Source organism: Hyella patelloides LEGE 07179 (assembly GCF_900659865.1).
GTDB classification, from domain to species: Bacteria; Cyanobacteriota; Cyanobacteriia; order Cyanobacteriales; family Xenococcaceae; genus Hyella; species Hyella patelloides.
On sequence record NZ_LR213966.1, the window covers coordinates 1 to 12,771 of the forward strand.

The window sequence follows — 12,771 nt, forward strand, 5'->3', positions numbered from 1 at the left end:
TTTTTTTTGTAAAAAGAAGGACGAAATCGAGATCTATCTATCTCAAGTTCTAGATCGATATTGCTCTTAAAGTAGAGGTGGCTAGTAATACATTTTTTGTATAATTTGTGCTGTACAAAGAATATAGAGAATAAACTATTATGACAATAGCTTTAAAAGATGATGTTATGTATATCTTGCTCAAGAAAATTCATGAGACAGATGGAAATGGTAAACATTCAGTGGATTTTCAGGCTACTGACTTTACAGGAAGAAAATTAACTATTGCAGATTTTTTAGGTCATTTAGATTATCTCAATCAAAAACACTATATCGACGCTGATTTCTCTGGTAATGCTTACGCTAATCAAGAAGACGTACCAGATTTAATTAACGAAGAAGAACTTGATTTCCGAATTGCCAATACTCTCGGCGCACCAGACGGTCCTTTACCCCACTTAATTAAATTCAAAAAAGCAGAATTAACCGAGAAGGGAAAGAAAATGTTAGAGCGTATGGAACAGAATCCCCCCGCAGCACTAAGAGAAGGAAAATCTACACCTGTAATCAATAGTTATACTCCATTCTTAGAAAAAGTGGCTCTCAAAGCGGAGTTACCAGACATCTTCGATGCTAGAGATTTGACTACCGTCGTTTATCGTACCATGCGGGATTTGATGACTACAGAAGTCTCCAAAGCTGTAGAATCAGAACTACAGGTCGAAGCTGAAAAATATGCCGAGAACAAAAGATTACAACAAGAAATAGCTGACCTTTGGCATGATGATAATCCTTTGGTTGCTTGGTTAAGTAATATTCGTCCTCCTTTGAAGTTTGATGCCGATACTTTTATTTTTCGCATCGAAAAAGAAGGTGGATTACCTCGTGGAACAACTGGTAAAAAAGTAATTAATGCTGTTTTCTCTGCCACAAAGGATGAATTGTCTCAAGACAGAATTAAAGAAATTGCTGAATTTTTACCAGGTAAAATTAGAGATATGTGGGAGACAGCTTAATTTAATAATCGGTAAGTTAGTTGATAATCAATATAACTATAGCCGTACAAAGTTAGATTAGGACAAAGTTTAGCTATCTGCTCGTAAGGATGTCTATCACGGATACCGCTTCCGCCTTAGGACTCGCTACGCATCGCGCGACCATCGGTGAGTCCGTGATTGGCATAAAGGATGAGGAATGAAGGATGAGGAATGAATTTACACTCTCAAGCAGAATGTCCTAAGCTAAATCCGTAACGCTATACTTTTAGGACGTTGATATCAACGTCTTTTTTTTATGTTTTATGCAATACTTTTATGCTACATAAAACATAAAAAAATAAGAGATTTGAGTTAGATTATTAGCTCTAACCTACTTTCTCTCATCGATTGGTCTGTAGTAAATCAAGAAAATGCTAATTAAAATTAGTTGAGTTTTAACTTAAATTAGCTTACTTTATAACTAGATAATTACATTAAACCTAGTTGCCCTAAGATACCCTGACCTGTCAAAAATTCTACTAAGATAGCAGCTACAAAACCGATCATTGCTAAACGACCATTCCAAATTTCTGCGAATCTAGTAAAACCTAATTTTTGTTCTGGTGTTTGAGTTTCCATGTCTACTTAACCCCTTTTAATTTTGTTACTTTAAATTGCCTATTTACAAATTAACAAACTGTTACTTCAGAAAACTCTATCACAGGTTATATTGTCGATCTAATCGTTTTTTCGTTAATTAGGCTAAAAGTATGACCACCATCACCATTCATATGTCGCCATCCCATGGGCGCACCGCGATCTCCTATTAACCACAACACTTGATGTATACTTTCGAGAGTTAAAGACCAAAAAACCCACCACATTCGATCCTGTCGTCATTGTTCTTTAGGATGTTCTTTTTGCGAACGAATAAAGTCCATGAACTTCATCGGATCGCGCATCAAAAATATGGGTGTATTATTCCCCACCATGTCCTAGTTACTTTCTTCGGTGTAGAAGGTAACGGCAAAACCTCTAAGATCGCGATCGATATTCGATAATAGTTAGTAGTTAAATATATTAAATCTCAATGTTAAAAATATCCGAGCGAGTTACTATTCCTAGTAGTGAAATTAATATAAGTGCTGTTCGTTCGGCTGGTGCGGGAGGACAAAATGTTAATAAGGTAGCTACGGCGATCCATCTACGTTTTGATATTAAAGCGTCTTCTTTGCCTGATTTTTATAAAGAAAAATTGCTAAAACTAAAAGATTCTCGAATCTCACAAGATGGCATAATTATTATTAAGGCACAACAGTTTCGGACTCAACTACAAAATAGAGAAGATGCGTTAAAACGTCTCAAGAAATTGATTAAAACTATAACATTAGTTAAGAAGAGACGAATCAAAACTAAAGTTACTAAAAGCACAAAAAGAAGAAGATTAGACAACAAAGTCAAACGAGGTCAAGTAAAAGCTTTGAGGAGAAAAGTTGAATATGATTAAATGCTAGTCTAATAGCTTGTCGTTGAGTAATACAGAGCCTTTAGCTACCTGTATCCAAACTGCTCTATTATTATCGACAGGATAGTTAATGCGATCTCGAAGAGATCCGCTTTGCGGGTCGCTACTTGTTAAATGACTTACATACAAGTGTCGCAACTGCTAAATCTTTACTAGGAAAAACATCTCTACGTTGTAATGCCATCATCAAGTACAGATACTTTACTTATAAAACAAATGACCGCAAAGCCTCAGAAAAATTAAGATACGAGAGTGCCAACACCATCAAGAATATATCTAGGTTGATAGGCAAAACAACTGAGATTTTCAATGCTTGTAACTCCACTGAGAACTAATACTGTGTCAATCTCCGATTCTATTCCCGCAATAATATCAGTATCCATGCGATCGCCAATAATAGCAGTTTCTTCCCTCGAACAAGCTAATTTTTTCAAGGCATTACGCATAATTAAGGGATTGGGTTTACCTATGAAGTAAGCTTTGGAATTGGTAGCTAATTCTAGAGGTGAAATTAAAGCACCTGTAGCGGGAACGATCCCTTTTTCCGAAGGACCAGTTAAGTCAGGATTAGTGCCAATCAATTTAGCACCATTAAGCACTAAGAAAGTGGCACGTTCTAGTTTTTCGTAGCTATAACTGCGAGTTTCCCCCATTACTACATAATCGGGTGAGGTATCGTTCATGGAAAAACCAGCTTCGTAGATAGCATTAGTTAGTCCTGCTTCTCCGATGACAAAAGCACTACCTCCAGGCGTTTGTTGCGCCAAAAATGCTGCGGTAGCTAAAGCACTGGTATAAAAATTATCCACTGCTACTTCAATTCCCAGGCGTTGTAACTTTTCCCGTAATTCTCGTGGGGAGCGTTCGCTGCTATTAGTGAGAAACAGAAATTTCTTATTTTCTGCTTTCAACCAGTTAGCAAATTCAAGTACCCCTGGTAAAAGTTTATTGCCGTGATAGATTACTCCGTCCATGTCGCAGATGAACGCTTTTTTGGAGTGTAGTTGTTCTAAATCTTGTTTTTCTAGTAAAAGTGACATCAAACATTTTTTGCCAGTAACCAGAATTATTATATAGTTTTTATCTGTCCTGCATCCAAGCCCGAAACTAGATTTACGCTCTCCACTATATTATTCATTATTCAATTGAACTTATATAAGGGCGATCGCTTTTTTTCTCATTACTGTTATTATTATCAGGAAGATTATCACTATATTTATCCTGATTGTAGTAATACAGCGTACGAATAGGATAAGGAATACCAATATTAGCAGCATCCAAGGCTTCTTTAATTCCCATGATTGCTCTAGTTTGCACTTGTCTTACCTGAAGTTGTCTCGAATTAGTCCAATAACGCACAATGAAATCGATAGAACTATCACCGAAACCAACTAAATCTATCTCTGGGGATTTATCATCTGAAACTCCTTCTACACCCTCAATAGTTTTCTGTAAAATACTTTTTGCTTTGGGTAAAGAAGTATTATAGTCTACTCCCACTGCTAGATCGGTACGACGCTGATTGTAAGCTGTTCTCACTCTAACTGCGCTAGTAAACACGTCTGAATTAGGTATTAAAATTCTTTCACCTTCATAGGTACAAAGTTTAGTAACACGAAGATCGATCCTTTCCACTGTACCTTCATGGTCGCCAACAATGATTTGATCGTCAAGACGGAATGGTCTTTGAATTAAAATTAAGATTCCCGAAAGAAAGTTTTTGAAAATATCTTGAAAAGCGAAACCTACAGCTACAGAACCTAATCCCAAGGTAGCAATAATATCACCCAAACGTAAACCAGGGAAAACAACGACGCAAGCAAGAACTACACCTATTATCCAAGTAGTAACACTTACAGTTTTGCAAAATAATAATTGTAATGATTTACTCTGTAAAGCCTTGTTCCCTATTTTTTCGGCAATCTTTCTAGTAAACTCAGCCCCATAGCGAGTCAGCATAATTATGATTAAAGCCGCAATAATTGCGGGAAATACTTTAATCGCACTACCAAGTAAATCTTGTAGGCTGTTGACAATTGTGTCTATTATTCTACTCATGTACTCATAAAATAGTTTAACTATCGTTTGATAATTTGGTGATTTAATCTATTTATTCTTGGCTCTACCGAACTTACAGTGCTGAATTTGCCTGAAATACTTATCTGTAAACGGATTTAGGAAAAAATATACAAAATCAAACTATCAAGAACTAAAAGTCTTGCACAGCAAGACTTTTGATGGCTAGTTTCTAACAGTTTTACATCGCAGGTTCGGTAGAGCTTTATTCTTTGGCAATTATCCATATTGCGTGAACGATTCCAGGGATGTATCCTAGTAAGGTTAGTAATATATTTATAGCTAATTGGGTGCTAAATCCAGTTTGTAAAAATACACCCAACGGTGGTATGAATATTGCACAAATAATTCTTAAAATGTCCATTTTTTGTTCCAGTTTATTTTGATATCTGTTTATTAAAATTTGCTGACAGCATTATTCCAGGCACTATTTAATTCCGTCCGCTTGTTCAAAACCTTTTTGTATTTCTGTCCAAGCTTCTTCACTACTTTGCTGCAATTATTGAAATCTTGTTTGAGCAGCATCCCTTTTGATGTATAGTTCTGCTAACTTGTCTTGATACTGTATTTTGACCAACGGTCAGAGCAGGCTTCGTCGTTGTACGGCGGAGTAATCTCTGACCTCAGCCTTTGCTTGTGCGCTTCTAGCTTTTAGCTCATCCATCTGAGCATTTAATTTATCAAGTTGTGCTTTAGCTTTTTCTTGATATGCTTGTTTAGTATCAGCTTCAATTGTCATTGAAAATTGACCTTAAATATTTTGTTGATAAGTTATCTACAACTCAAAACTATCAAAGATAAATTAATAATGAATCTTTCTAAGGTAGGAAATAAAAAAATGATATTTTTTTGGGAGCTATCCAAAGATATAGAAATTATTTCATTGAGCATCAAACAAACAATGAATACAGAAATATGCCGTTTTTTAACTAGCTAACAGCTATAAGCTTCAAGCTTATCCCCGCGCTCGTCAACTCCTCCACTATAAGATTCAAGCTTATGGCAAGCGAGCTAATTTTAAGTATTTGCGATCGCCATATCCTTTGTTTTTAGGGATTTATCGTCCAGGCAATCTATATATACCTGCATATTATTTAATTGAACTGCACCAAAAACTGTAGCAAAAGCAGTATCTGCTGCATCTTTTCCAGTACCAATACGCACCAAGCCTTCTCTAGGTGCAAGACGAGTAGGATCGAACAAATACCATTTATCCCCTAGATAAGCTTCAAAACAGGCATGAAAATCAGGTGGCTGTAGTTGCCAAGCATAAGCCGAGACGAATCTGGCAGGAATACTTAAAGCACGACAAAAAGCAATACCCAAATGAGCAAAATCGCGACACACTCCTGCTCTCTCTGTTACGGTATCGTATGCAGAAGTATGAGAATCCGTACTACCAGATATATAAGTAACTTTGTCGTAAATCCAGTCACAGACAGCTTGAACTCTTGCATAACCAGGCTGACAATTGCCGAATTCATCCTGTGATAACTTCATCAGGCGATCGCTTTGACAATAGCGCGATGGATATAGATAATGGATAATATCCAGGGGTATATCTGATGGCAATCTCTCTGAGATCTCGTCAGGATTATCTACGCTGTGTTTTAAATTCACTGTCGCCTGATACGAGACTTCCAATTTCCCTTTGGGTATAACTAATCGTAGATAGCTGTTTTCTGTATGAGGGGCAATATATTCTTCTAAATCGCGATCGGGTTTAATTTGTAGATTAGCATCTATAACCTGCTGATATTCATTTTCTACGGCACAGATATTCAAAATAAAAGTGCTATCATTTGACACCTCGTAATTGAGTTCGCATCCAACCTTAAACTTCATTTTTTATTCTCTAAATCCCCCAACTATGAGGAACATTTAAATAGGTTTACTTCCAACTTTAAAAGCAGCCTTAATCAATTGACTTTACGATTAAAGATACTGCAAACATAGAAAATTGCTAATTGACAGTTGAAAATTATCAATCGTTCACTATTTAACAAATACCTGAGCTTCATATTCAGGTAAATCAACCATAATTTGACCGTTACCAGCATCAATATCATAATTACCAGTCCACTCGTGCCAATTACCCTCAGCAGGGAAATTAGGAACAGCATAGCCTGCCAAATATCGATCGGAGAAGTTAGCTATCACGACTATACGAGAACCTTTATCATTCCAACGAGTATAGGCAATTACCTTTGATTCTGGGTCTTCATGAAAAAATTCGATGTTTTCTGTGTATAGTGCGTGGTTATTTTTCCGTAAGTTGATTAAACCTTTGTAGTGGGCAAACAGGCTTTTATTATCATCTCCCTCAAGTAAAGTCCAATCAATCTTACTAGCATCTTGATTAAGGGGTTGATAGTCACCAAATTCTTGACCCATCCATAGCATAGGTATACCAACCGCAGTCATCATTAAAACCGCACCTAGCTTAACTCGTTTGAAGGCAGCTTCTCCCATAATACCGCGATTGCCCAATTCAACCATTACTCGTCTGTGGTCATGATTGCTTAGATAGTTGACTACGTTAGTTGCGCCCATAAAGCCTCTACGCTTACAGTCAATCACACTTTTTAATTCTTCTGGGTCGTAGCGATCGCCACAAATATGAGCAACTATGTTAGCATAAAAGCTATAGTGCCAACAGCCATCCATCGGGCCATCTAGGTTAGTAATTGATGGGTCTTCAGGGATGTTTTCGGCAATATTGATAAAGGGTTTCATTCCAGCATTTTCTTTTGCCTTATCAACAACCCAGTGGAGAAAATCATAGTTGTTAATTTGTTTGGTTGCATCGTAGCGAATACCGTCGACGTGATACTCTCCAATCCAGAAATCTACATTATCACCAATATATTTCCATGCGGGTTTAAGATCTAGATTCTCGTCGTATTTTTCGTAGTTAAATTCTGGACCCCAGCTATTGTCAGGATCGGTGGGAGAATGATGAAACCAGTAGTCATGGTCGATTTGAGTCAAAGGACATTCAGTGTTGGAATGGTTATAAATCCCATCCACAATTACCCGAATACCCTTACCATGACATTCATCGATCAAATGTTTTAATTCGTAGGTAGTACCGTAGTTAGACTCAGCAGCAAAGAAGTGTTGCGGACTGTAACCCCAGCTATAATTACCAGGATTTTCTTTTACTGGCATTAATTCAATTGCATTGATCCCTAAGTCTACCAAGTAATCTAATTTTTCAATTACGTGCTGATATTTACCCCTCGCTTTGGGGTGAGAACCTGCGGACGAAACGTCCGCTAAGGAACGCTCACTCGAAGGGTCGTCTTCACCGCCTGAAAAGTCGCCAACATGTAGTTCGTATATAACTAACTCATGGTCTGAGGGTAATGGTTTATCGTCATGTTGCCATAGATAAGTATCGACGATTGGTTCTCCATCTTTAATATTAATAGTGCCATTTTGACTTTCTGGGGCAATATTTACTGCATAGGGATCGACTACTTCTACCCATTCATCTTCTTCTAAAAACCAACTTAAAGATCGAACGCGAAATTTGTATTCATATTCTCCATCTTCTAGTTCGATTTTGGTTCTAAAATAACCATCATCACCTTTTTCCATTACTACAGGTTGCCAATCAGAAAAAGAACCAATAACAGCAGCTTCTTTATTATACGGGGCAAATAATTTGAATCCTATTAAATTAGCCATATTGAAACGTCTCAGAATAATAATAAAAAGAAATCTTTAGATTATAGCTGCAATTATATTGAAGAGCCCAATTCCAAAGCATCTATCCATAGGATGAACCAATATTTTTATTGTCAAGATAATTCAACATTTACTGAAATGAGGATATAAAGATGACTCGATCGCCACCCTAAGATAGATTTATTAAATTTAACAGAATGGTGATTTATACACAGAAAAATTTTAAAGCAACTTTTGAATTCAACCCTTTGATAGATGAAGAAATTTAGTAGAGCCAATAGGATTAGGGATAACTTTAGTATTAGAAGGTTAATAAGCAATGAGTATGGAAAATAGAGTTAAAGCTACTGCTAAAAACATCGAAGGGAAAATCCAAGAAGTAGTAGGAGAAGTTACGGGAAATCCTCAAGATAAAGCCGAAGGTCAAGAAAAACAAGCAGAAGCTCAAGTAAGACACAGTGTAGAAAACATTAAAGATAATATCAAGAAAGCGATTGACTAATACATCGTTAATAAATAAAAAATGAACTTGTTATCTGGGATTTGGCACTATCAAATTCCATTTTTTTTTGAGTTTATCGGCAATATCTTTTACAGAAATCCCAGTAAAACAAAGTTATAAATTTGCAGTTTAAGTAATTTCTTGTATACGCTCGATTGAATACAAATTTATATTGTTAAGTATAAAGATTTATCAAAATCGCTTCAACAATGAAAGAATCAGAAGAAATTACCACGCCCAACGAGGCTCAAGTAACTCGTCATTAAGTAATAAGTAATAAGTAATAAGTAATAAGTAACTCAAATAAGAAGGATCAAATAATTGCTTTTAACTTACAAGAAGACAAACTTGCTACTTGCTACTTGAGCGAAGCGGTACTTGCTACTTTTAAAGAGGTAATGACGAGTTACTCGTTACTTATTACTCGTGAAGATTGATGTCGAATATGTTTGTGTTTATTGCTTGTATCAATCCCAGAAATTAGTATTATACGATCGCATAGCAACTTGGTGAATCCGAGATCCCATTAACAAAGAAGGCGAACAAAATTAATCTAACATTAAAAATTAATAACCCGATTCACTGAAGTCTATCTTTTACTAGATGTAAAACTTGTTAATCTCAACTAGCATAGGAATTTGACGGGGCATACAAGCCCCGCCCTTCGAGGGCGAGGACAGCCCCTCACATTTTTAGGATTATTTATGCAAAAGATTATAGAAAGAGCTATTCAACTCAAAAAGACTCTAGTAGATTTTGTTTATGATGCTGAAGGAGAGGTTGCAGTTGCTTTGGAAACCTATGCTGTGGAAAAAAGTCATACAAGTAGCTACGGTATTAAACAACAGAATTTAACTATCGATCTTTTTCTTACAGAAGGGAAAATCAAAAATAAAACTCCTCTACATATATTTTTAGAACAAGCTAAAAATTTAAATTCAAAAGATATTGAGTTAGTCAAGCTATGGCAAAACAATTTTATTGGCTTATTTGAAATTAAAGAAATTCAAGAGAATTCTTATCAGCTAATGAACTGGTTAACTGCTAAAACTTATAAAGTTTATCGTTCTTCTGAAATTCCAGACAAAGAAATAAATAGATGGCAGCTAGGAGAAATAATTTTAGCTATTATTGCCCCGATTAATAATTTAGAATGGATTTTCTTCAGCGATCGCATTATTAAAGGAAAATTGAGTCAGCCAAAATTAGCTGTAGCTATTGGTGAATTTAGGGATAATTATCCCGAATTTCTTTATGCTGATGCTCCAGAATTATTAGAACAAGCCTGGGAATCTGTAGCAGTATATCATCAAGAATTTGTCGATTATCTGAAAAGCGATCTCGAAGAGATCCACGAAGCAGTACGTCTTACTTTACCTGGTTACAAATTAAATCAGAAAATTGGCGAATTGCAAAAAATTATGAATAAAAAAAGATTAGCTGAAGCAGGTATTGATGACTCTAAATCCTTATCAGAAATGTTAGCAGAATCAGGAGCAAGCGAAGCTGAATTTACCGAAGCTGCTAGCGATCTAGGTGCAGACACTGAAGCAGTAGCCAATATTATTAAAAACAAAAATAAACTGTCAATGGTAACGCCCAAAGTGGACTTACCTCCAGAAATCAAACAAGCTGAAAGCGTTACAGTATTCTCTCATCCGCGATGGGGTCAAATGTTTTTGCCTAATTTTGAAAAATTTACCGACCTATTAACTAGCGAAAGTCCAGAAAGCCAAGAAAATAGTAATTTGTTGGTTCGCAAATATCTAGAACAGCCTGAAGCTAATTATTATGTTTGGCAACAAATTAAACAAGAATATCCCCAAGCCTTAGAGCAACTTTTGCCAAACTATTGTCATAAAAATGATTTTAATCTCGAAACAGATTTAGATAAATTGTTACTCGAACACAATAAACCATCAACACCTCAACTACCATCAATAGCAAGCGTACCGATACATCTCAATAATTTATTTGAAGCAGCAGTAGCACAAGTACAAAAGACTAAATCTAAAACTAAGAAAAAAAAGAAAAAGAAAGGTTTTTTATAAAGGATGAAAGATAAATTTTATCCCTCATTAAATAAATTATATGAAATACAAAAAAAGCAATGAGTTAACCCTAAATCTATTTTTGCTATTTTGCAGGTATATGACCTATACCCGAATTTCAACTGATACTACCTTTTAGTAAAACTTTAGTTTTTAGCAAAATCAGGTTGCACTATCAATTCATCTAATAAAGATTTCAGTGTGGGTTTAATACCAGTTAATTACGAACATAATTTCTTTCCTTCAACGATTAGTTTTTCGATTTCATCAATTACATTATCAGAAATTTCTAATGGACAACCCCAGTAATCAAAAATACCACCACGTTGGAGATTTTGCCCGCAAGTAACAAAAACACCAGTACCGAGTTTAGTTTTTAAATGGCTAGCCAACCAACCAACAAAACCACTATTATCAGCACAATCGTCAAAATGAAATGAAAAGATTTTAAATTGTTCTTTGGTAGCATCATTAGAAGGAATTAACTGACTCCAAACTTCATGATCTCTAACTAAGGCTAGTGCATCTTGGCGAGCTAAATTAGAAAAATTATTTATAGTAAATTCTTCAAAAACATAGCTTTCTGCAAAAATTTTGAATTCACTTTGAGCGATAACTTTTAATAGTCTATCTTCTGTCTGTGCTGCGGTTTCGTGACTAATTTCAACCATAATGAAAAATGCTCTCCAACTATTTTCAATCTCGATCGGCAAAAATTTAGGCAATAATCCTATTTTCAAAACCTCTAACATACTGTCCAGGTGTTACCCCCACAAATCTTTTAAAATGCCGATGTAGATGACTTTGATCGCTAAAACCCGTTTCCACAGCAACCTCAGCAATAGAGATTCCCATTGTTAACAACTTTTTGGCTTGAGTAACGCGCACCTGTAATAAATAGGCATGGGGAGGTAAACCCATCGCTTTACGAAACACTCGTAGCAGACGTAGGGGTTTCAGGTTGACTAGATTAGAAAGTTGCTCTAAAGAAATATTTTCTGTGTAATTGGCTCTGAGATATTCTTGGGTTTGTTTAACGGCAGAAAATTCTGGAGTAATAGGTTTAATTGATGGTGGTGCTTGGGCATATTTGCTAATTAATTGGGCAAAAGTCCAAATCAAAAGCGATTCCTTTTCTAACTTGGAAGCTGAATTTTCTAAACGTAAATGCAAATAACACATTTGTGCAGCAAGTTGTCTATCCTGAATTACAGCAGTAGGAAAATAGGGAAGAGGTTGAAAACAATCTGCTAGTTCTGAGGCTGCTTTTTGAAGAAGATGAGTTTCAGGATAAAACATCCGATAAGTCCAACCAGATTTGGTTACTGCGTGACCTGTATGCACTTCTCCTGGATGTACCACTACAACACTACTGGGAGGAGCAAGATGATTAGAACCCTGATAGCGAAAACCTTCTATTCCTGCTTCAACTACTCCAATGGCATAACTTTCATGGGTATGTCGCGAGAAGCTATGGGAAATATAGGTTGCTCTTAATAATTCTAAATTTCCCAGATCACGATCGCACCAAAATTTGGCTTTTTCTTGATGGAGTTGAGACTTCATGAAAATAAGAAAACTTTAAACTCTTAATTTAGCTTGAGCGATTCAGTGTCACTTTGTCTTGTACGTTTTTGCAAACCCGCGAGCCAAGTTGGACAATCTGCGCTTAATCACTATTGATACTAAATCCTGTTCATAAAAGTTACTTTCAATTGCCCCCTAAATCCCCCAAGTTTGGGGGACTTAAAGAATAACGATTCCAACTCTTACCAATCGGATTTAGTATGACAACAAACAGAAGCAAATTGTAAGTTTTGGCTTGACAAACAAACATATTATATCCCTCTTCTGTCACTTTCCGAATTAAAAGATTACGAAATAAGGTGATTTATCCAGAAAGAAGCAGTGTGGGAAATTGATTAATGCTATCAATTAAGTTATGTAATCCTAGTAATAAAGAAGAAT

At 35.9% G+C, this 12,771-nt stretch carries 15 protein-coding genes and 1 pseudogene; 5 read left to right on the forward strand and 11 right to left on the reverse strand.

The window, feature by feature from the left end:
- Positions 1–140: 140 nt before the first annotated feature.
- The gene (locus H1P_RS23840; RefSeq protein ID WP_144872040.1) at positions 141–995 is read left to right on the forward strand and encodes a DUF2267 domain-containing protein; all 855 of its coding nucleotides are present in this window, start codon (positions 141–143) and stop codon (positions 993–995) included.
- Between the two features lie 450 nt (positions 996–1,445).
- Here the strand turns inward: H1P_RS23840 and H1P_RS23845 are convergent, their stop codons facing one another.
- Positions 1,446–1,595 (reverse strand): chlorophyll a/b-binding protein, encoded by a 150-nt coding sequence (locus H1P_RS23845; protein ID WP_144872042.1) that lies wholly within the window; start codon positions 1,593–1,595, stop codon positions 1,446–1,448.
- Positions 1,596–1,681: 86 nt separating this feature from the next.
- Positions 1,682–1,918, reverse strand: a pseudogene (locus tag H1P_RS37650) (catalase).
- Between H1P_RS37650 and H1P_RS38470 the strand changes: the two are divergent.
- Both H1P_RS38470 and arfB read left to right on the forward strand, forming a co-directional pair.
- Positions 1,877–2,017: a hypothetical protein gene (locus tag H1P_RS38470; protein WP_246141929.1), complete on the forward strand. Its 141-nt coding sequence runs from the start codon at positions 1,877–1,879 to the stop codon at positions 2,015–2,017. The pseudogene H1P_RS37650 and the gene H1P_RS38470 sit on opposite strands and share 42 nt — an antisense overlap.
- Positions 2,018–2,046: 29 nt before the next feature.
- A complete protein-coding gene (arfB, locus tag H1P_RS23855) occupies positions 2,047–2,463 on the forward strand; it encodes an alternative ribosome rescue aminoacyl-tRNA hydrolase ArfB (protein WP_144872044.1) in 417 nt (138 codons plus the stop codon).
- Positions 2,464–2,466: 3 nt separating this feature from the next.
- Here arfB and H1P_RS39960 read toward each other — a convergent pair whose 3' ends face one another.
- The 7 genes from H1P_RS39960 to H1P_RS23885 form a co-directional block, all read right to left on the reverse strand.
- Entirely contained in the window at positions 2,467–2,619 is a 153-nt protein-coding gene (locus H1P_RS39960; RefSeq protein ID WP_425461553.1) for a pirin family protein, read from the reverse strand.
- A gap of 101 nt (positions 2,620–2,720) precedes the next feature.
- Entirely contained in the window at positions 2,721–3,521 is an 801-nt protein-coding gene (locus H1P_RS23860) for an HAD-IIA family hydrolase (protein WP_144872046.1), read from the reverse strand.
- A gap of 97 nt (positions 3,522–3,618) precedes the next feature.
- Positions 3,619–4,539, reverse strand: a complete 921-nt coding sequence (locus H1P_RS23865; protein ID WP_144872047.1) for a mechanosensitive ion channel family protein — start codon at positions 4,537–4,539, stop codon at positions 3,619–3,621.
- Between the two features lie 223 nt (positions 4,540–4,762).
- Positions 4,763–4,921 carry a YqaE/Pmp3 family membrane protein gene (locus tag H1P_RS23870; RefSeq protein ID WP_144872049.1) on the reverse strand — a complete coding sequence of 53 codons (159 nt, stop codon included), beginning with the start codon at positions 4,919–4,921 and terminating at the stop codon, positions 4,763–4,765.
- 216 nt (positions 4,922–5,137) lie between these two features.
- Positions 5,138–5,296, reverse strand: coding sequence for a sll1863 family stress response protein (locus tag H1P_RS38475; RefSeq protein ID WP_246141928.1), 159 nt, complete (start codon positions 5,294–5,296; stop codon positions 5,138–5,140).
- A gap of 278 nt (positions 5,297–5,574) precedes the next feature.
- A complete protein-coding gene (locus H1P_RS23880; protein WP_144872051.1) occupies positions 5,575–6,402 on the reverse strand; it encodes a transglutaminase-like domain-containing protein in 828 nt (275 codons plus the stop codon).
- Positions 6,403–6,552: 150 nt separating this feature from the next.
- The gene (locus H1P_RS23885; protein ID WP_144872053.1) at positions 6,553–8,250 is read right to left on the reverse strand and encodes an alpha-amylase family glycosyl hydrolase; all 1,698 of its coding nucleotides are present in this window, start codon (positions 8,248–8,250) and stop codon (positions 6,553–6,555) included.
- Between the two features lie 319 nt (positions 8,251–8,569).
- Here H1P_RS23885 and H1P_RS23890 point away from each other — a divergent pair, with 319 nt between their 5' ends.
- Both H1P_RS23890 and H1P_RS23895 read left to right on the forward strand, forming a co-directional pair.
- On the forward strand, positions 8,570–8,752 hold the full coding sequence (locus H1P_RS23890; protein WP_144872055.1) for a CsbD family protein: 183 nt from the start codon (positions 8,570–8,572) through the stop codon (positions 8,750–8,752).
- Between the two features lie 704 nt (positions 8,753–9,456).
- Complete coding sequence (locus H1P_RS23895; RefSeq protein WP_144872058.1) at positions 9,457–10,803, forward strand: hypothetical protein; 1,347 nt, start codon at positions 9,457–9,459, stop codon at positions 10,801–10,803.
- Between the two features lie 221 nt (positions 10,804–11,024).
- Here H1P_RS23895 and H1P_RS23900 read toward each other — a convergent pair whose 3' ends face one another.
- Both H1P_RS23900 and H1P_RS23905 read right to left on the reverse strand, forming a co-directional pair.
- The gene (locus H1P_RS23900; protein ID WP_144872060.1) at positions 11,025–11,474 is read right to left on the reverse strand and encodes a DUF6196 family protein; all 450 of its coding nucleotides are present in this window, start codon (positions 11,472–11,474) and stop codon (positions 11,025–11,027) included.
- 46 nt (positions 11,475–11,520) lie between these two features.
- Positions 11,521–12,369: an AraC family transcriptional regulator gene (locus H1P_RS23905; protein ID WP_144872062.1), complete on the reverse strand. Its 849-nt coding sequence runs from the start codon at positions 12,367–12,369 to the stop codon at positions 11,521–11,523.
- Positions 12,370–12,771: the final 402 nt, after the last annotated feature.